Raw genomic sequence first — 20827 nt, 5'->3', positions numbered from 1 at the left:
AGATATTCCTTTAAATGACTTTTCACGAAAATAAATTTTTAAGCTTTCACGTAAAGACAATTTTCGTGAACAACAAAAAACCACCTTCTCCAAACGAAAGGTGGTTACCGGAAGCTGTTTTATTATTTTTTCCCTACATATTTTAATTGATACGAATACATATCTGTTGTATTTCCATCAATCTCAAAAAGTCCCTGCTTTGCAAGGGCCATCAGACGTTTTTCCACAAACTTTTCACCTAAATATTCATCAATTGAACCAATTGTTTCACCGATGATACGCATCGGTTTAAGCCATTCCTCATTTAGTTCTGCATGTACTTTTTCGGCACATTCTATAATGATAGGATCCAATGCATCCTCCGCTACATGGACAATTCCATCTTGCCAAACTCGCAATGTACTAGGGTTTTGTTTTAGCTCGTCCCATTCCTTAGCAAGTTGCTGACACTCATCAATAGAAAAACGCTTTGCCTCAGAACGTAGCTTCATAAGCAAGTCTGGTGAAAGCTCACCTGTTTGACGAATCATCATGTTTGGCTGTACACGTTTCAAGCCATCTGTCGCATCAATCCCATATACCATACTACATTTATTGATCAACTCGCTCATGACATAACGTAACCCAATCTCTTCATGAGTACTTTGACTGTACCATACCCAGACATCAACATCGCACGGTAAACATGCAATTTTTTTCTTCCATTCTTTATGAAGATCCTCGTTCAATTCACGTTCTTCACTGTCCCTAAAGATGTTGGCTCTTAACCAGCTTTTTCGTTCTTCTGAGCTGCATAGCGGACCAATCGAGAAAATCTCATTGACACTAAGCACTGACTCATCTCGTTGTAAATGATGTTGTCGTATTGCATGTTTAATTGAACCCTGTGTAGATAAGCTAAACGTTATATGTAAAATTGCCATGAAAATCCCCCATTTTACTGTTTACTTAGCGCTATTTGTATTCCAATAAAAGTGAAAAGTACGCCTTGGATCATATTTAATCGTTTAGCAATTGCAGGCTTCCCAATAATTACTTTTCTTACTTTACCGGCAAAAATACTAAATAAAGAAAATAGTATTAGCGCTTGTACTAAAAATACAATACCCAAAATTAACATCTGTAAACCTACATGGCCATTAGAAGGATTTACAAACTGTGGCAATAGTGCTAAGAAAAATAAAGAAACTTTTGGATTTAAAATATTCATTAAAATACCTTTTCGATACAACGTCACATAGGCTTGTTCATTTTGCTGTTCCAGTGTGAATGGATCGCCTTTCGCACGAAACGATTGCCATGCTAAGTACAATAAATACGCCGCTCCTGCAAACTTAACAATAGAGAAAATAACTGTTGATTGATAAATAATAGCAGAGATACCGAGAACCGCCGCACCTATATGGACGAGCAAACCTGTACATAAGCCAAGTGATGTTGCTATACCGGCCTTTTTATCCTGTGTGATGCTTTGTGCAAGAACAAATAAATTATCTGGACCTGGCATTAGTGTTAAAATAATTGCCACTCCTAAAAACGCCATTAAGGTTGAAAATGCCAATATTATCCCTTCTTTCTATTACTTTTATAAAAATACTCATCATAAGTGGGGTTAATTTCCATTCCGACTAACCCTGCTTTTAGTAATGAAAAATTACTTTTAGAAAAGAACAACTATAAAATGGATTTTTTTATTATACTACATTTCGATACATCTTTTCTAAATTTTTACAAAAACATCTAGCCCATTCTGCTCGTTTCGGCAATACTTTTCTGCTTTAATCCATTATAATGAATATTATCATAACGTAAAAGTCGTATGTTTTGGAGAAAGAGGTGTTTGTTGATGGCAGTAAGTGATATTGTAAAGCAATATGAAGACGAGCAAGGAAATGTCTATTATAAAATGAAAACACATGATATCGGGGTACAAGCTACGCAAAATTCAGGGTTAGCGCCAGTTATTACTTATTGGATGGGTGAAAAAGAGATTACAGACGATATTCGAAGTTTGCGCTTTAGCCCTCGCCCTCCCTCAAGTTATATTCAAGATTACGATGAATTTCAAACAATGCTTTATGCAAAAGAACAACGTGCCATCAACGAACTATATGAAAAAATGAGTATAAAACCGAAAAATATGTCTTCAGGAAAACAAATAGTATGGAGTTTTTTCGTAATTGTTATAGCGATGCTCCCACTATTTATCGCAATCTGGTGGTTCAAGTAAACATGGTTATGTTGCCCCTACACTTTATCCCCGATCGTTCAGTATTAACTGCTTATTTATTCAAAAATTTTTATTAACATTCCTAATCAGCTTGACAGACATGCTAAAGTAGTGCATCCTTTATAGAAATCGGACACCAACCAAAATAATTGATAAGGGTCCATTCAAAAAAGATATTGAATTATACAATTAAAACGAGCGAAGATTAGTACCTAGAAACTGCTTGATCAGAGAGCGATGCCCATCGGCTGTAAGGCATTGTACAAGAAAGACTAAAGAACCTACTTCGTAAATCGTCCTAGCTAAACTAGGCGCAGTCTCAAGCGTTATGAGCAAAGTGGAATGTCAATGATGTTCAATCTAGGTGGTACCACGGAAAGCAAACCTTTTCGTCCTAATTTATTAGGATGAAAAGGTTTTTTTATTTTTAACTTCTTTCAGCAATAAAACATTCGCTGAAATAGAGGAACTCAGTCTAAGAACGCCACGTCCTGTGGCAATTTATCTGTGCGAAAGCGCAGCGACAGCAACACACGACTGAGTGACCAACATCATGCTGTTGCCGCTGACGCTTTGCTTTCGCGCAGATAAAACCCTTATGCTGTCGCTTCGCTTTCGCACAGACAAAACACGTTGCTGACGCTGCGTTAGCACTACGCTTTCGCGCAAAAAACATCTGCTGCTGACGCTTCGCTTTCGCACAAAAAACATCTGTTGGCCTAAAGCCTCCGGCGGATGTCACGGAATCGAAAAGGAGTTAATAAAGGATGTTAGCCTAAAATCATCGCATCCATGCGATAACGGCTAATTGACCTGCATCGGTAAAAACGCCACGTCCTGTGGCATTACCGAAATGACCGACATCGTGTCGGCCCTCACGCAGGCCTAAGCACAAAGTCGATTCCGGACGCAATTATGCCGAGGCATAATTGATTATAGAAGTGAATGACGAATTGGAGGTATTGCTATGGAAAGAAAAAGAATCGTCGTCAAAATTGGGAGTAGCTCCTTAACAAATGCAAAAGGTGAAATTGATAAAATACGTTTAATGGACCATGTTCAAGCGATAGCTGAATTAAAAAAATACGGTCATGAAGTCTTGCTTGTTTCGTCAGGTGCAGTTGCAGCAGGCTTTAAACAGCTAGGGTACCCTTCTCGTCCCGTTACAGTAAAAGGTAAACAGGCTGCAGCGGCAGTTGGGCAAAGTTTACTGATTCAAACCTACAATGCTTTATTTAGTATTTATGATATTGTGCCTGCTCAAATTTTACTGACACGCACTGATTTTTCAAAAAAAGAGCGCTATAAAAATGCCTGTGCCACATTTGAGGAATTATTAGAGCGCTCCATTCTACCTATCATTAACGAAAACGATACGGTATCTGTCAGCGAATTAACCTTTGGCGATAACGACATGTTATCGGCACTTGTAAGTGGTCTTGTACATGCTGATCAACTCATTATCTTAACAGACATCAATGGCTTGTATAATGCCAATCCAATTAAAAACCCCGATGCCCAACGTATTGATCGTTTAACAGAGGTTTCTGATGAGATGCTTGGCTTTGCAGATGGTTCAGGGTCAAAGGTCGGTACAGGTGGTATGGAATCCAAATTACTGGCAGCTCGATCAGCTTTAAATGCAGGTGTCAAAGTGTTTATTGGAACTGGTCACGGTGCTAATAAGCTTGTCGATATAGTAGAAGGACATGGTGATGGTACGTATGTTGAGCATGACGCACTTGCTGTTTTAACGAATAATAAACAGTGGATTGCACTCACGGAAGTATCTGGTAAAATTTTTATAGATAGCGGTGCTGAACATGCATTATTGGCAAATGGGAAAAGCTTGTTGCCTGCTGGTGTATATCGGGTCGAAGGCGACTTCGCAAATGGTGACGTTGTCGAGGTTTATAGTGACAAGGGACTGCTTGGCCGTGGTGAGGTCTTATATTCTTCCCTAGAGTTAGCACATGCGATGGGAAAACGTACAGATGAGTTAGCGAACTATCCCATTGAGGTCATTCATCGAGATAAATGGCTTAAAATCCAAACAAATTAAGGAGGAATTCACATGACGAGTGAAGTTCAACAAAAAGGAAAGCTGGCTAAGGCCGCAAGCTATATTTTAAATATTAAAACAACTTGCGAGAAAAATGAGGCTCTCACAAAAATTGCTGAGCAATTACTAATCGACCAAGATACTATCATTGCTGAAAATGCAAAGGATTTAGCAAATGGCGAGAAACAAGGAATGCCCGCTTCTACCCTCGATCGCATCATGCTAAACAAAGAACGAGTGCAGGCAATGTCAAATGCTATTCATTTACTAGTTGAATTAAATGATCCAGTAGGCAGTCTCTTAGAACGAATAGAAAAAGATAATGGCTTACTAATTGAAAAGCGTCTAGTGCCAATTGGCGTTATCGGGATGATTTACGAGGCACGACCGAATGTAACAGTGGATGCGGCAACTTTATCATTGAAAACAGGCAATGCAGTCATTTTACGCGGCAGCTCTTCTGCAAAATTTTCTAATGTAGCGCTAGTGGCAAGTATTCATCGTGCACTTAGAAAAACGGCTATCCCTGCGGACGCAGTACAATTAATCGAGGATACAAATCGAGAAACTGTCAAAGAATTATTCCATTTAAAAGAATACTTAGATGTTTTAATTCCTCGTGGTGGAAAGGCACTTATTGACTTAGTAGTAAATGAAGCCACTGTACCAGTATTAGAAACAGGTGCTGGCAACTGTCATATTTATGTAGACCAAACGGCCGATTACATAAAAACAGAAAAGATTTGTATCAATGCAAAAACACAGCGTCCTTCGGTTTGTAATGCAGCAGAAAGCTTACTTATTCATCCTGATTGGTTCAATGAACATGGCAAACAGCTACTAAGTGCTATGCATCGAACAGGTGTGACAATTATCGGTGATGAAACCATTTGTCAAGCTATTGATTTCGCGCAACTAGCAACTGTAGAAGACTATGCAACTGAATATTTAGATTTAAAGATCAGTGTCAAAATTGTGGAAAACGTTTATGAAGCAATCGAACACATTAATAAATACGGCACGAACCACTCTGAAGCTATTATGACAGAGGATCAGTTAGCAGCAGATACTTTCTTACATAGCGTGGATGCTGCTGCTGTTTATCACAATGCCTCCACTCGCTTCACAGACGGCTTTGAATTTGGCTACGGTGCAGAAATCGGCATTAGTACGCAAAAATTACACGCTCGCGGACCAATGGGTTTACCTGCGTTAACATCTACAAAGTATTACATTCACGGTAACGGCCAAATCCGAGAATAATTGTAGAACTAGGAAAAGCCGACAGTTGACATACGCTGTCGGCTTTCTTTGCTTATTTTTTGAAGTCTAGGGATTTGAAAGATTTGTAAAGGGACGTGGCGAATTTTACTCTTAGCTGGGCAGTTCTGACCACTACGTGAGCGAAGAACTTTGATAATGGGGGGCGAAATAACGTTAAGTCTCCCCTACTTTCACATGCGTCAAAAATTATAATAAAATTTAAGAAAGAAGGTTTTATATGAACATATCAGCGATTATCAAACTAACTGTTTCTATGGCTCTGTTCGGCTCTATTGGATTTTTCACCGTTCATACGGGCGTACCTGCAATCGAGCTAGTTTTTGTTAGATGTATTTGTGCTACTCTCTTCCTTGGAGGAATGTGGCTTATCACTGGTGGTCATAAGACGGAGAAATGGGATAAAAAAGAAATATTACGTACACTTCTATGCGGTGTCTTTATTGTCTTAAACTGGGTATTTTTATTTAAAGCCTTTGAAGAAATGTCGATTTCCATTGCCATTTCTATCTATAATTTAGCACCAATATTCGTTTTAATTTTTGGCGCATTGTTTTTAAAAGAAAAGATGACTATTCAAGCTTTACTAGCAACACTCACTTGTTTTATCGGCAGTATGTTCATTATTGGTTTAAATAATTTTATGTCCCTCTCTGAATTTATGAAATCAGGCTTTATTTGGGCATTACTGTCTGCATTGTTTTACGCATTTACGATGCTAACAAGTAAAACGATCACAAAGCTTAGCTCCTACGCATTAACATATATTCAAACAACGGTCGGAATTATCATACTATTCCCATTTGTTAATTTTTCATTATTTGAAAGCTTAACGACAACAAACTGGCTATATATATTAGGTACAGGCTTTATTCATACAGGGTTTGTTTACTATTTATTTTTTGATAGTATTCGTAGTCTCTCTACCATTCTAGTTTCAGTATTAGTATTTGTTGACCCAGTTGTGGCTATATTTCTTGATATGCTGTTGCTTGATTTTATGCCGAGCTTCATGCAAACAGTTGGTATTGTATTAATTTTTGGTGGTATTTTCTATACTATTTACGTACCAAAGAAAAAGCGTATGTCTCAGGCGTAGTTCTTATTTATCTTCATACAGCGGATGTTTTTTGTAGCGAAAGCGAAGCGTCAGCTACAGATGTTTTTTGTAGCGAAAGCAAAGCGTCAAGACTCCCACCTTTAAAGGTGAAGAGATGAATGCGGGTGTGCTTCCTTTTAATGGATATCCAAACACATACTGAAATAGAGGAACTCAGGCTAAAACGCCAAGGGCAAGGTGATGAAAAGGTCGGGCAGAACGACGGATACACATGAAGGCGACGGAATGGACTGGCAGAACGACGGATACAAAGCGCTTAGTGACGGAAAGGTCAAACAGAGCGACGGAAAGCCCACGCCTGTGGCAATTTTTCTGTAGCGAAAGCAAAGCGTCAGCTACAATTACGCTAAGGCGAAATTGATATAAAGGAGGATTTTCCGTGAGTAAACTTTATGCAATCGGTGAATTATTAATTGATTTTACACCTACTGAACAAAATGCCTCCCTTGCTACAGTTGAGCAATTTACTAAAAATGCTGGTGGGGCCCCTGCCAATGTTGCCGCTGTTTGTGCTAAGCTTGAGCAACAAGCAGCCCTCATTACACAGGTAGGTCAGGATGCTTTTGGAGATTTTCTAGTAGAAACATTAAAAAAGGCCGATGTCGATACGAACTATATTGTTCAAACTGTTGAGGGTGAAACAAGTCTAGCCTTTGTTTCACTGACAAGTGATGGAGCACGTGATTTCTTATTTTATCGCCGCCACGCTGCAGATTTGCTATACAACAAAAAGCAACTCCCAACTAGTCTATTAACAGATAAAGATATTCTTCATTTTTGTTCAGTTAATTTAGTAGAAAGCCCGATGAAACATGCACATGTGGCCTTGATTGAACAGGCTCATCAGGCAGGTAGTCTTGTTTCTTTTGATCCAAATGTTCGCTTGCCACTATGGAATGATGCGAAGGCATGCCGTCAAACCATTTTAGAATTTTTACCAAAGGCCCATATCATTAAATTGTCCGAGGAAGAACTTTTATTTTTAACAGCGATTGAGGAGGAGGAAACAGCGGTCCAATCATTATTTCAAGGGAAAGTACAAGTGATCACAATTACTCGTGGAGCAGAAGGTGCAAGTCTTTATACTAAAAAGTTTCATGTTAAAGTACCAGCTGACAAAGTCCATGCGATTGATACAACTGGAGCGGGTGATGCCTTTATTGGCGCATTGTTAGCTATTCTCCTTAGCAAACAGATTACAGCGATTAATCTAATCGACTTTTGTCAGCAGCATGCTACCTCCCTCCTTACATTCGCGAATAGCTATGCAGGAGCTTCGACAGAAAAACATGGGGCCATTGCCTCTTACCTTACTAAACAAGAATTACCATTTAAAAATAATATATTCCTTTAAAAATTTCGGAACTTATGAGGAGATACTTCGATGAAATCTATTACTAAAAAACGAACAAAAGCATTTCTAATTGATTTGGCAATTTCAACGGCTGTCACAACTGGGGTTGAATATGTCCTGCGAAAAAAAGTAAAAAACGAGGCCATTCATGCCATTGTCACACCAACAGTCGTTTTGTGGTCACTTGAATTTGCACAATTACGTAAAAAGGGCCAAACAGTTGGCTACAAAAAAATGGGTCTAGTTCTTGAAAATGAACATGGGACTAAGCTGACTTCCTCTCAACTTTTGAAACGAATGGCTTACCGTGACTCAATTAGCCCATTCGATTACTTGAAAAATCCAACTGCATATGAACAACAAAATGGACAACTTCTTCCTCACGATAACTTCTCAGACACTGTTGTAAAGGAAGTCTAGGAAAATAAGGCTACTCAAAATATACTTTGGGTAGCCTGTTTTAATAAAAGGAGAGGATACACTTGAATTTAGATCATGTTGTTGAGGTTTTACTTGAAAGTTTAAAAGATGATCACTATATTGAAGCTGTATTTTTAAGAGGATCCATGGCTAGAGAGGAGCATGATGAATTTTCAGATATCGATATGTATTGCGTTGTGAAGGAAGAAAATATTGAAGCGTTTTTACCCAATCGCAAGAAGCATATTGAAACTTATAAGGATACATTATTTGTTGATGACATTTATATTATTGCCCCTCAGCTACTAGTCGTATATGACGATTTGATTCATATCGATTTATTTACAGTAACTCACTCTGAAATAAGTGATCACGATGCGATTAAAATATTATTTGATCCAAATGAAATTCTCACAGCTAAACAAAAAAATACTACTTTGTCATTAACTTCACTCGAATTTCAAGATGCTGTAGATGATACGGTTTGGTATTTGTATCAATATTATTGGAGTGCTAAACGTGGAAATGAGATTTGGAGTGTTCATTTACTACGGAATAGTTTAGAACACTTCGCAAAAGTTCTACTGCATAAATATTGTCCTGAGCGGGCTTTACTTGGACTTAAAGCGTTGTATAATTCGTTACCCACTGACCCATTAGATGAGGTAGTCGATATCATGAATTGTATGAGCCTTGTAACACATGAGATGGCAGTAAAGAAATTAGTGAACGCATTCGAAAACGAATCAGATTGGATATTTGAAAATGTGCCGAATAAAGAAAAAATTAAGCCATTCTGGGAAAAAATAAAAGAGCTATTGCACTAAAACAAAATAGCAAACTAAATTAAACCTAGTTTGCTATTTTGTTAAATGAAAAATAAATACCACTACACTCTATTAAATTGTTTTTTCATTAAAATATGTGGGATGTCACAATCCATAAATTCTTCACCTTCACGCTTATAGCCTAATTTTTCATAAAAGCCCTCTGCATAGGATTGCGCGTTTAATTTAGATTTTGTTAAACCTTTTTCAAATGCTATTTCCTCTAAACTTTGGATAATCACTTTACCTAGACCAAATTTGCGGAATTCTACTAATATACATATACGCTCTAGTTTGCCGTAGCCATCAACAACTCGCAGTCTGCCAGTGCCCACAGGTTGTTCATTATAGTACACAAGAATATGATCACATGCTGCATCTAGCGTGTCGAATTCATCAAATTCTTCTTCCTCTGGCACCTTTTGCTCATCAATAAAAACTTTTTTACGAATCGCAAATGCTGTTTGTAAATCTTTTTCATCTGTAATTTTTTTTGTGTTCATTTTTATATTCCTCCTCGTTTTTTGATGGTTTAGAAGCGTAATCTCCGCTGCTTGGAAAAGAAAATCACCTGTAGATATGAAGTGAAATTTCCTTGCATGGATGATAATATATAGTATAGAGTATTTTTTATTGCAAATACAATATTTTTCGGAGGCAATCAATGAAGGAAATTTTACGAGATATTGGTGCGATTGCGCGGGCACTTGATTCCATTAGTAATATTGAGTTTAAAGAACTTGATTTAACAAAGGGACAGTATTTGTATGTCACTCGCATCTGTGAAAACCCTGGTATTATTCAAGAAAAGGTTGCTGAACTATTGAAGGTAGATCGCACAACTGCCTCCCGAGCGATTCAAAAGTTGGAGACAAAAGGTTTTGTAGAAAAGCGTACTGAAGTTGGTAACAAGAAAAACAAACAGCTTTTCCCAACAGTAAAAAGTTTAAAGATTTATCCGTTTTTAAAGCGAGAAGGAGACTATTCGAATACTAGAGCATTAGATGGTTTTTCTCCTGAAGAAATGGACAGTGTTCAAGACTTTTTAATTCGTATTCGTCAAAACATCGAAACTGATTGGGAATACGTAAAAAAAGGGCATAAACGAAATTATTAAAGGCGATTCCTTGCGCTTCTGAGCATTTGGAATCGCCTTCCTTTGCGAAAAATACCTTTTTATCTCTCCACTCCACACATACATCCGTCCGTCTCTATCCCCGGGAACCCTTATTCACCGACTTTACTCTATTATTCTATTTAACATTGAAATTTTCTGATTAATCAAACATAATTATTGTACATTCGAAGGGTAGGTGCTTATTAATGTCGAAACATCCTCTACTTGTACGTGATGTATTAGAGCGAAAGCATTTTGAATCCGCCAAGCTAATCGCAGGACAACAAGGCCTAAATCGACAAGTACTATGGACACATATTTTAGAAATAAAAGATTTTGATACGTTAATAAATGGCGGTGAGCTCATATTAACAACCGGTGTAGGTTTACAGTTAGAGCGTGAAACACAAATTGCTTACTTTCAAAACCTTATTCGTAACGGTGCTGCAGCTCTTTGTATTGAGATTGGTGATTATTTTAATTATGTCCCTGCAGAACTGGTTGCAATGGCTAATGCTCATGATTTTCCTATCATCATTTTTGAAGAGGTTGTAAGATTTATCGATATTACGCAGGATCTACATACTTACATTATTAATCAGCATCAGCAAGCATTAACACAGCTTGATACGATATCAAAGACGTTTATGGAATTGTCGCTAATGCCAAATGGAATTTTAAAAATTTTACAGGTGCTTCATCAAGATACCGATGCATTATTTTTATTTGTCTCCGAAGATACAAAAAGCTTTTATTATCCAATAGAAGCCAAAAAGTATTTACAACTTATGAAGGATCACTGTCAACAACTAGAATTACAAGAAACCCTACAACTTCTATCCATTGATAAAGATCATTTCGTCATCATTCCAGTCAACGGACTTGGACAAGTATGGGGCTATTTATGTATGCGTTCTACACTGCCGAAGCCAAGTGACTATACATTGTTAAACCTTGAGCGTGCAACGATGTCTATTGCCCAAATATTAATGCGCAATCGAATGTTACAGGAACGCCAACAAAGTCGTGAGGATGAATTTATCCTCGCCTTAATACAAGGTCAGCCCATTGATCTTCAGTATTATCAGAGCTATTTGCCAATGGAAAGTCGCAACTTATTTTATCGTGTAGTCGTGTTTACTATTCTTGATTATGCCGCTACCTTTACAGAGGAAGACTGGCAAGAAATACAGCTTCAAAATGTCATGTTTGTTCGTTCCATCTTAAAGAAACTTGGCTTCTTCCCTACCGTTTCGGTTCGACAACAGGAAATAATACTCCTTGCATTTTATATTGCCGCAGATGATATGGAAGAAAATCGTGACTCTTTTAATCAAGCAATACAGCAGATTATTGCCCGAAAAACACCGCAGCTTTTCGAGCAAATAACCCTTACCTTTGGCATTAGTAATGTTTATCAATCCGTTAACAGCGTTCAGCAAGGCTATAAAGAGGCAAAAACAACCATCCAAATGCAACACAATGAACTTGCTTCTTCTATTTATTACAAGGATTTAGGTGTTTACAGATTGTTATTACATCAGGACCATACTGCCCTTTTGCAATACGTTAAAGATTATTTACAAGAAATACTGTTGATTGATCAAAAGAATGGTAATGACCTTTATCAAACGCTCTGTGTTTATTTAGCATGCAATGGTGCCAAAAATGATACAGCTGAACAATTATTTATTGTCCGTCAAACACTCTATAAACGAATTGAACGACTAGAAAATATTTTAGGTGCTGATTTTTTACAAGCCCCTCATCGTCTCAATATAGAAATAGCGGTGAAGGCCTATGAATTATTGAAAAAAACAGCACCTGATATGTTACGCTTTTGAACGTGGATCCATAAAATCGCGTAATGCATTGCTAAGCAAATACAAACCTAATACAAGTACTGTAATGGCCCCACCTGGCGCATAAGTGTACCAAGGGGCTCCCACTAGATAGGCTTGTGAATCTTTTAACATTCGTCCCCAACTAGGGTTTGGTGGCTGCACGCCAAGCCCTAAATAACTCAGTGCCGCCTCCGCAAGCATCGCAGTGGCAAAGGTTACAGTTGCTGCGACGATAATTTGAGAAGAAATATTAGGTAAAATATGGCGAAACATAATGTTAAAAGGTTTTACGCCGATTAATTTTGCAGCTAAGACATATTCAGTGTCACGATGTTGGACGAATCCACTTCGCGTAATTCTTGCGATGGCCGGTATGGCAATAATGCCTAATGCAATAGCCGTATTAACAATCCCTGGACCAAATACCGCAACGAGCATTAAAGCTAATATAATTCCTGGAAAGGCCATTAATGCATCCATCATGCGCATAAAAATTTCATCGATCCAGCCTCCTACATACCCTGCTATACCCCCAATTAAAATACCAAAAATTGTTCCGATAAATACCGTCAGTAGACCGACTGTAAAGGCCGTTTGTGTTCCTTTCATTATACGGCTAAAAATATCACGACCAAATTCATCCGTACCAAAAAGATAATCACTACTTGGGCTACGTAATTTTTGAGGTATATTCATCGAGTTCACATCATGTGGTGTATAAAAAAAGCTGATAATCATTACGATTAGAAAACCGACAATGACTAGTAGACCAATGATTAAATTGATATTTTTCATGTACCTTTGTATATTTTTCATCGTATCCACCTTTCATCGTAATCGGATTCTAGGATCTAACGCGGAATATAAAATATCGACCATAAAATTGATCATAACCACCGCAACAGTAATATACATTACGATTCCCTGTACTAATGGAAAATCACGATTACTAATAGCCGTGATGAGGAGTTGACCAACACCTGGGAGTGAAAATACTTGCTCCACAATAATCGTTCCAGCAACAACTTCTGCCATGATCAATCCAAATACTGTTAATATGGGAATCATCGAATTTTTTAAGACATGCTTATACATAACATTTTGCTCAGACATCCCTTTACTGCGAACCGTACGCACATAATCGAGCTGAACTTGCTCTAAAATAGCCGTACGAACATAGCGGAAATTGACAGCAATTTGTGGAATCGCAATTGTTAACGCTGGGAGAACGAGCGTACTTAACGCTCCTGCTACACTTTGCGTCCACGGAATATACCCACTTATTTTAAAGAAGCTGAACTGCATACCAATATATAAAATGAGTATCATGCCAAGCCAGAAAGAAGGAATCGCCATCCCAACTTGCGTTACTGTCGACAACGACACATCACTGAACTTATTTTGTCTTCTCGCGGCAAACATACCCAATGGTAAGGAAATGAATAACACGATTAAGAGGGTGAGCCCAGCCAATGACATCGTTACAGGTAATCTATCAAACAGTAAATCTTTTACTGGCATTGAAAAACGAATGGAATTTCCTAATTCCCCTGTTAATAATCCCTTCATCCAATCTGTATATTGCTCATAAAGGGGGCGATTCAAGCCAAGCTCTGATCGCAAATTTTCAATTTGTGTGGGGTCCGCTTCAGTGCCTAACATTGTCCGAACCGGATCACCAGGTAAAATTTGAAAAACACCGAATGTAATCATCGACACTAGAAGGATGGTTGTTATTAACAGGATGAATCGACGTAATATATACATCATCTAGCGCTCATCCCTTTCTAGTTAGAAAATTTAACCTCAGACATATCATGGAACCAGAATGGGTAGCTCTTTAATCCAGTAACTTTTTTATTAGAACCCCAAACAATCTGATAATCTGCGATGTAAACCGCTGCTGCCTGCTCAGCTAAAATTTCCTGTGCACGATGGTAATAATCAATTTGTTTTGCCTGATCTTTTTCCTTTAAAACGTCTGCCATAATTTTGTCGTATTCATCATTTTTAAATTTGAAGAAGTTTTCACCATCATTTGTTGAAATGTAATCATTTAAAATTTCATAGGCAGATGCACGACCTGTTAAATCGATCGTTGTCATTTGATAGTCGCGACCAAAGTAAACTCGATCTAGCCAAATGCCCCATTCTACAACTTCAATTTCCACATCAATACCGATTTCCTTTAAATTAGCCGCTACGATTTGCGCGATATTTGAATACATATCATTATGCGAAGACACTGTAATTTTTGTTTTAAAGCCATTAGGATAGCCCGCTTCTGCTAATAATGCTTTGGCTTTTTCCACATCACGCTTATACATATTTTCTAAGCCTTTCTTTTGATAGTCCCCCATCGCTGGACTCATATTTGAACCAAGTGGTACCGCATAGCCTGCAAACACTGAGTCAATAATATCGGACTTACTAATAGCGTAGTTCATTGCTTGACGTACCTTTACATTATCAAAAGGTGCTTTAGTTTCATTAAATGTCACGATTAATGATGAGTTATTGTTTTGATGAGATAAGCTATAGTTATTTTCTACTTCACTTACGCGCTGCCAAGGTACACTCGTTAAATCGACTTCATTGGCCATTAAACTCATAATCGCCGCTTGATCATCCGATTGGAAGGTAAACGTCACTTTATTCAAGTATGGTAACCCTTCCTTCCAGTAGTGTTCATTTTTCTTCAATTCTAAATTAGTACCTGGAGAGTATTTTACATAAGCAAATGGTCCAGTACCTATTGGGTTTTCATTATGCTTTCCATCATTGCTTTTTGGTAAGATGGCTGATTGTCGAGCAGTTAATGAATATAAGAAGTTGGAATTCGGCTCCTTTAGCTTGATCACAAATGTATTGGCATCTGGTGCTTCCGTTGACGCAACATTATCAAAGCTGTTTGACATCTTTTCGCCACCGTTTTTCCCCATTAAACGATCAAATGAATACTGAATATCCTCAACAGTTAAATCCTCACCATTATGAAATTTCACACCCGGACGAATTTTGAATGTATAGGTTAAACCATCCTCAGATATATCATAGCTTTCGGCTAGCCCTTCTTTTAAAGTACCATCTGTTTCTGGTGCCATCAGTCCTTCAAAAATATTGAGAATCATTTGGTACGATATAGATGCTGTTGCTTTATGTGGATCTAAAAAATCTGGATCATCATTCACACGTACTACGATTTCTTGAGGTAAATCTGCTACTGACTTTCCACCAGAACTTGCATCTTCTCCGTCATCACTTGAACAGGCACTTATTAGTAAACCTACTATCAATATCAACAACAGCATCAACCAATTGTTCTTCAGCCTCATGTCATTTCCCCCTATCCCCTATGTGCTCATTATTTGAATGCTTTTAAAGCTTTCTATTTCAGCTAATTTATCAGCAGCTTTAATGCCAGCAATGATTGCTTCCTCCATAGCTCTTGTAGCCAAATGGCCCAAATAGTCAACTGGATATGTTTTATCTCCTGTACCTAGCACGAAAATCGTATCTCCATCCAGCATTGTGTGTACTGGATAAATTGTCCGTGCAAGAGCATTTTGTGTAAGCTGGGCTATTTTTTTCGCCTCTGCTTTTGTTAGCTTGGCATTCACTGCAATGACACCGATTGTCGTATTCGTACCAGATAATGCTTCCGATTGCACATACTCCTCTAAATAAGTACAGCAATCAATCCATTCCCCTGTTTTCGGATCCCTTGCTCCTGCTAGTGTTGCTCTTGTAGCAGGATCTTTTACATCCCCAACAGCGTTGACAGCAACTATGGCGCCAACTACAACACCCTCTTTGCCAGCTATAGAGGCACTACCTAGCCCCCCTTTCATACAAAATTGAGGACCTGCCAATTTCCCTACAGTCGCACCATAACCAGCTCCTGTATTCCCATTTGCAAATGGACCTGCAACCGCACTCCTAGCCGCTTCATAGCCCATTGGAGCAGTAGGTCTTGTCTTTGGATCACCGATAAATAGATCGAACAGTACAGCACTAGGAACAATTGGAATGGTAGCAACACCTGCATCCACACCAATACCCTGCTCCTCTAAAAATTGCATGACTCCTGTCGAAGCATCCAATCCGAATGCACTTCCTCCGGACAAACAAATCCCATGCACATGATCAATTTCATTAATAGGATCAAGTGCATCCGTCTCTCGAGTGCCTGGTGCTGAGCCTCTTACATCGACACCGCAAACTGCACCATTTCCCACTAAAATCGCTGTACAGCCTGTAATTCCTTCACTATTTTCTGCATGCCCAACTTTAACTCCAGGCACATCCGTAATATTGCCAAACATAATACACACCTCACCTCACAAAAGACTAAATTTTCAGTTTATTTATCATATAAAAAGCACGCTACCCGTTGATGGTTATTTTCTTCCTGAAGCACAGGCCGTTCCTGATGACATCTGTCCATGACATAGGGACAACGTGTATGAAACACACAGCCTACAGGAGGATTCATCGGGCTTGGCAATTCACCCTGTAACGGTATTTCTTGTTTCGGTTCATCAAAATTGATCACTGGAATGGCCGATAGTAACGCCTGCGTATATGGATGCAGCGGATTAGCGTATAATTCTTTCTTCGCTCCAATTTCCACTACCCTCCCTAAATACAACACAGCCACTCGATCGCTAATATGTTTCACAACACTTAAATCATGTGAAATAAATAAATAGGTCAAATGAAATTCATCTTGTAAATCCATCATTAAGTTCAAGACCTGTGATTGCACCGAAACATCTAGTGCAGATACAGGCTCGTCCGCAATAATGAACTCTGGATGAATAGCAAGAGCCCGCGCAATACCGATTCGTTGTCTTTGACCGCCGGAAAATTCATGCGGGAACTTTTGCACAGCATCTTCTGGTAGACCTACCTTCTGTAAAAGCTCCTTTACACGTTTTTTGCGCTGCTCTTTCGTTAATGTTAATTGCAACTTCATCGGCTCTTCGATAATGGCACCTATTCGCATACGAGGATTGAGCGATGCAAAAGGATCCTGAAAAATCATTTGCATTTGATTGCGATAGGTTTGGAGCTTACTGCCCTTTAACTGCTGAATAGGCTGTCCTTTATAGAAAATTTCTCCCCCGGTCGGTTCAACGAGTTTCAAAATAGTTCGGCCAAACGTCGATTTTCCGGAGCCAGATTCTCCTACGATCCCAAGCGTCTCGCCACGGAAAATTTCAAGAGAAATATCATCGACTGCTTTAATGACTTTTTTCTCTTCCTTCATCGACTTACGTTTTACAGGAAAGTAGGCTTTTAAATGATTAATTTCAAGCAAAACTTCTTTCTTCGTCATGATCAAGCGCCCCCTTCTCCGTAAATAAATGACAGCGCACTTTATGCTCGTCTTGAATATGGATTACCTCAGGCTGCACCTCATGGCATTGTTCCATCGCAAATGGACAGCGTGGTGCAAAGTGACAGCCCTCTGGTAACGCATAAGCTGGTGGAACAGTGCCTGGGATTGACGGTAATCTTTTAACATCTGCGTCTAGATTAGGCATTGTTTTTAAAAGAGCAGTTGTATACGGATGCTTTGGATTCATAAAAAGCTCTCGCACGGGTGCTTCTTCTACGATTTGTCCTGCATACATGACCATAACGCGATCTGCCGTTTCTGCTACAACACTCATATCATGTGTAATAAATAAAATAGCCGAATGATGTTCTTCCTTCATCTTCATCATAAGCTTTAAAATTTGTGCCTGTACGGTTACATCAAGTGCCGTTGTTGGCTCATCCGCAATCAGCAGCTGAGGGTTATTGGACATTGCAATCGCAATCATGACACGCTGGCGCATCCCACCTGATAATTGGTGCGGATATTCAGTAATAACCTTTTCTGCATTGGCAATACCGACTTCTTTTAAAAGCTGTAGTGATTTCTCCCACGCTTCTTTTTTTGAAATCCTTTGGTGTCTACGAATTCCTTCCATCATTTGATTACCGATTGTAAAAACAGGATCTAATGACGTCATCGGCTCTTGAAAAATCATACTTATTTCATTGCCTCTTATAGTGCTCATCTCTTTATTTTTATAGTCTAAGAGATTTTTACCATTCAATTTAATCGTACCAGCTGAAATTTCTCCTGGAGGTATGGGCAATAATCGCATAATGGATAACGATGTAATACTTTTACCGCTTCCAGACTCACCTACAAGCGCAACCGTTTCTCCTTTACGAATCGTAAAGCTTACATCATCAACAACTTTTGCCTGCCGACCATTTTTTAAATGGAATTTTATTTTTAAATGACTTACCTCTAGGAGCACTTGTTTTTCTTTTGGCTGTTCCATATGCATACCTCCATCTCATATTTGATTTGGTAGTGCATAGCGAATTGCGATATTTTTCATTTGCGTATAATTTCTCAACGCAACAAAACCTTTTTCTCGACCAATGCCGCTCTTTTTATAGCCACCAAACGGCATTTGAATTCCGCCTGCTGCTCCATAATTATTAACAAACACTTGTCCAGCTTTTACACGGCTTGCGACATAATGTGCAGTGTCTAAATCTTTTGACCAAACCCCTGCAACTAAACCGTAATCTGTACTGTTCGCTAAAGAAATTGCTTCCTCAACCGTCGCAAACGTCAATACAGTCAACACCGGTCCGAAAATTTCCTCCTGTGCAAGTGCATCGTTAGCTTCTACTCCTGCAAGTATTGTTGGTTCAACATAATATCCTTTTTCATAGCCCGCAATCGTCAGTGTCTCACCACCTGTAATCACATAGCCATCTTCCTTCGCCTTTTGCAGTAGTGTTGAAATCTTCGTATATTGTCGTTCATTTAGAAGTGGCCCCATATCAACGTCTGCCTCACCCGGACCAACTTTTAAAGCTTGGAATTTTCGCACTAATTGTGCAACGAATTTTTCTTTGACACTCTCTTCAATTAGTAGTCTAGCCCCTGCAGAGCATGTTTGTCCGGCATTCTGAATAATGGCACGTACAACTCCATCAAGTGCTTGCTCCATGTTGGCATCCGCAAAAATAATATTTGGGGATTTCCCACCAAGCTCTAACGTTACAGGTACAACATTTTCAGCAGCTGATTTCATCACCGCAATGCCTGTTGGAACAGAGCCTGTGAACGTAATATGATTGATATCAGGATGAGCTGTTACATACGGCCCAACATCACGACCTAAACCTGTAATATGCTGAAAAATACCTCTTGGCAATTTATCCGCAAACCATTCCGTTATGGCATGTGTAGTTAATGGCGTATCCTCAGCACTTTTGACAATTACTGCATTGCCAGTAGCAATGGCAGCCGCTACACTTCTCGCCGTAATTTGAATAGGATAATTCCAAGGCACGATATGTACGGTAATTCCGATAGGCTCTAACACTACCGCATTTAAAATACCGTCTTCAATGGGAATCGTATCCCCCATTACTTTATCAGCAGCTCCACCATAAAACTCAAAATAGCGAGCTGCTGCTTCAATATCGGCTCTTGCTTGTGTTAACGGCTTTCCAACATCACGACATTCTAATAAACTCCATTCCTCTGCATGAAGACGTATAAAGCGTGCAAGTTCAATAAGTAACTGCCCACGTTCATAGGCCTTTATTTTTCGCCACTCTTCACTTTCAAACGCTACACGTGCAGCGCGTACAGCCTCGTCAACATGGGTTTTACTAGCATTCGTAATTTGGGCAATGACTTTACCAGTAGAGGGATTCATGACATCCAATAATGCTTCCATACCACCATGTATCCACTCACCATTTATCAACATCGGAATTTTTTTCACGCTTATCCCTCCTATAGTCCGCGACCACCATCTACATGTAATGTCGTTCCTGTAACCATACTCGCTGCATCAGAGAGTAAATAACTTACTGCTCCTGCAATGTCTGCTGGATCTACTAAGCGTCCAAGGGGGACCGATTGAACAAAGACGCTTTGCTTAGTTTGCTCGATGTCTGCTCCTTGTGCCGTAAATTGACCGAGCATCTGTGTATCAGCTGGCCCTGGATGAATCGTGTTAACACGTATTTGGAACGGTGCTAGCTCTATAGCCAAACCACGTGTAAAGCTCTCTGCCGCCCCTTTAGAAGCAATATAAGATTGCAAACCTGGGCGTGGACGTACAGCAGAAATGGATGCAATTGTTACAATTGATCCCTTTTGGCGCTCTTTCATATAAGGAACGACTGCCTTTGTAGTAATAAATAAACTTTTAACATTGACATCCATTAACCGATTCCACTCGTCCATCGTCACTTGCTCAATCGGCGTTGCTGCCTGCGCTATACCAAGCGCATTGACAAGTCCGTCAATCCTTCCATACTTGTCAAAAACCTGCTTGAATACTTCGTTCACTTGCCCCTCATGCAAGACATTGACTTCAAAGCATTGCAAGGCATCCTGCGCTAAATCGCTAAGAGAAGCTACTGATAGATCGAGCCCTACTGCAATATTGCCCTTTGCAAGCTGCTCCTGAATAATGGCTTTTCCCATACCGCCGCCAGCACCTGTAACGATAATGACCTGTTGTTCTACTGCCAT

The 20827-nt window shown here is 39.1% G+C and carries 20 protein-coding genes; 9 read left to right on the top strand and 11 right to left on the bottom strand.

From position 1 onward, the window contains the following. Positions 1-122: 122 nt before the first annotated feature. Together ACFXN8_RS00855 and ACFXN8_RS00850 are read right to left on the bottom strand one after the other, a co-directional pair. Positions 123-923 (bottom strand): DUF1835 domain-containing protein, encoded by an 801-nt coding sequence (locus ACFXN8_RS00855; protein WP_386842015.1) that lies wholly within the window; start codon positions 921-923, stop codon positions 123-125. 14 nt (positions 924-937) lie between these two features. Next, the gene (locus ACFXN8_RS00850; RefSeq protein ID WP_386842013.1) at positions 938-1561 is read right to left on the bottom strand and encodes a LysE family translocator; all 624 of its coding nucleotides are present in this window, start codon (positions 1559-1561) and stop codon (positions 938-940) included. Between the two features lie 285 nt (positions 1562-1846). Between ACFXN8_RS00850 and ACFXN8_RS00845 the strand changes: the two genes are divergently transcribed. From ACFXN8_RS00845 to ACFXN8_RS00815, 7 genes are all read left to right on the top strand, one after another. Continuing rightward, positions 1847-2230 (top strand): sodium:proton antiporter, encoded by a 384-nt coding sequence (locus ACFXN8_RS00845; protein ID WP_386842011.1) that lies wholly within the window; start codon positions 1847-1849, stop codon positions 2228-2230. A gap of 967 nt (positions 2231-3197) precedes the next feature. Continuing rightward, entirely contained in the window at positions 3198-4292 is a 1095-nt protein-coding gene (gene proB, locus ACFXN8_RS00840) for a glutamate 5-kinase (RefSeq protein WP_376071887.1), read from the top strand. A 12-nt stretch (positions 4293-4304) separates the two neighbouring features. Continuing rightward, positions 4305-5555 carry a glutamate-5-semialdehyde dehydrogenase gene (locus ACFXN8_RS00835; RefSeq protein WP_386842009.1) on the top strand — a complete coding sequence of 417 codons (1251 nt, stop codon included), beginning with the start codon at positions 4305-4307 and terminating at the stop codon, positions 5553-5555. A gap of 238 nt (positions 5556-5793) precedes the next feature. Beyond that, a complete protein-coding gene (locus ACFXN8_RS00830) occupies positions 5794-6672 on the top strand; it encodes a DMT family transporter (RefSeq protein WP_386842007.1) in 879 nt (292 codons plus the stop codon). Between the two features lie 400 nt (positions 6673-7072). Beyond that, positions 7073-8047, top strand: a complete 975-nt coding sequence (locus ACFXN8_RS00825) for a carbohydrate kinase family protein (RefSeq protein ID WP_376071875.1) — start codon at positions 7073-7075, stop codon at positions 8045-8047. A gap of 30 nt (positions 8048-8077) precedes the next feature. Further along, entirely contained in the window at positions 8078-8467 is a 390-nt protein-coding gene (locus ACFXN8_RS00820; RefSeq protein WP_386842005.1) for an RDD family protein, read from the top strand. A gap of 62 nt (positions 8468-8529) precedes the next feature. Next, entirely contained in the window at positions 8530-9294 is a 765-nt protein-coding gene (locus ACFXN8_RS00815; protein WP_386842003.1) for an aminoglycoside 6-adenylyltransferase, read from the top strand. Positions 9295-9356: 62 nt separating this feature from the next. On the opposite strand, the gene ACFXN8_RS00810 is transcribed toward ACFXN8_RS00815, so the two are convergent. Further along, positions 9357-9797 carry a GNAT family N-acetyltransferase gene (locus tag ACFXN8_RS00810; RefSeq protein WP_386842001.1) on the bottom strand — a complete coding sequence of 147 codons (441 nt, stop codon included), beginning with the start codon at positions 9795-9797 and terminating at the stop codon, positions 9357-9359. 161 nt (positions 9798-9958) lie between these two features. Between ACFXN8_RS00810 and ACFXN8_RS00805 the strand changes: the two genes are divergently transcribed. Continuing rightward, a complete protein-coding gene (locus ACFXN8_RS00805; protein WP_376071863.1) occupies positions 9959-10411 on the top strand; it encodes a MarR family winged helix-turn-helix transcriptional regulator in 453 nt (150 codons plus the stop codon). Between the two features lie 206 nt (positions 10412-10617). Continuing rightward, positions 10618-12255, top strand: coding sequence for a PucR family transcriptional regulator (locus ACFXN8_RS00800; protein ID WP_386841998.1), 1638 nt, complete (start codon positions 10618-10620; stop codon positions 12253-12255). On the opposite strand, the gene ACFXN8_RS00795 is transcribed toward ACFXN8_RS00800, so the two are convergent. Genes ACFXN8_RS00795 through ACFXN8_RS00760 form a run of 8 tightly spaced genes read right to left on the bottom strand, consistent with a single transcriptional unit; the run spans position 12244 to position 20827 of the window. Next, positions 12244-13071, bottom strand: a complete 828-nt coding sequence (locus ACFXN8_RS00795) for an ABC transporter permease (RefSeq protein WP_386841996.1) — start codon at positions 13069-13071, stop codon at positions 12244-12246. The genes ACFXN8_RS00800 and ACFXN8_RS00795 overlap by 12 nt on opposite strands. Positions 13072-13083: 12 nt before the next feature. Further along, positions 13084-14025, bottom strand: coding sequence for an ABC transporter permease (locus tag ACFXN8_RS00790; protein WP_386841994.1), 942 nt, complete (start codon positions 14023-14025; stop codon positions 13084-13086). 17 nt (positions 14026-14042) lie between these two features. Further along, complete coding sequence (locus tag ACFXN8_RS00785) at positions 14043-15590, bottom strand: ABC transporter substrate-binding protein (RefSeq protein WP_386841992.1); 1548 nt, start codon at positions 15588-15590, stop codon at positions 14043-14045. Between the two features lie 18 nt (positions 15591-15608). Further along, positions 15609-16580: a P1 family peptidase gene (locus tag ACFXN8_RS00780; RefSeq protein ID WP_386841990.1), complete on the bottom strand. Its 972-nt coding sequence runs from the start codon at positions 16578-16580 to the stop codon at positions 15609-15611. A 38-nt stretch (positions 16581-16618) separates the two neighbouring features. Next, positions 16619-17596 (bottom strand): ABC transporter ATP-binding protein, encoded by a 978-nt coding sequence (locus ACFXN8_RS00775; protein WP_386841988.1) that lies wholly within the window; start codon positions 17594-17596, stop codon positions 16619-16621. Beyond that, on the bottom strand, positions 17571-18599 hold the full coding sequence (locus tag ACFXN8_RS00770) for an ABC transporter ATP-binding protein (protein ID WP_386841986.1): 1029 nt from the start codon (positions 18597-18599) through the stop codon (positions 17571-17573). Before ACFXN8_RS00770 ends, ACFXN8_RS00775 begins: the two co-directional genes overlap by 26 nt. Before the next feature lie 15 nt (positions 18600-18614). Beyond that, complete coding sequence (locus ACFXN8_RS00765) at positions 18615-20069, bottom strand: aldehyde dehydrogenase family protein (RefSeq protein WP_386841984.1); 1455 nt, start codon at positions 20067-20069, stop codon at positions 18615-18617. A gap of 11 nt (positions 20070-20080) precedes the next feature. Beyond that, positions 20081-20827 carry an SDR family NAD(P)-dependent oxidoreductase gene (locus ACFXN8_RS00760; RefSeq protein ID WP_386841982.1) on the bottom strand — a complete coding sequence of 249 codons (747 nt, stop codon included), beginning with the start codon at positions 20825-20827 and terminating at the stop codon, positions 20081-20083.

This window comes from Lysinibacillus sp. NPDC059133, assembly GCF_042755925.1.
GTDB lineage: Bacteria > Bacillota > Bacilli > Bacillales_A > Planococcaceae > Lysinibacillus.
Note: the sequence above shows the minus strand (reverse complement) of the source record. Positions and strands in the feature narration are given on the sequence as shown.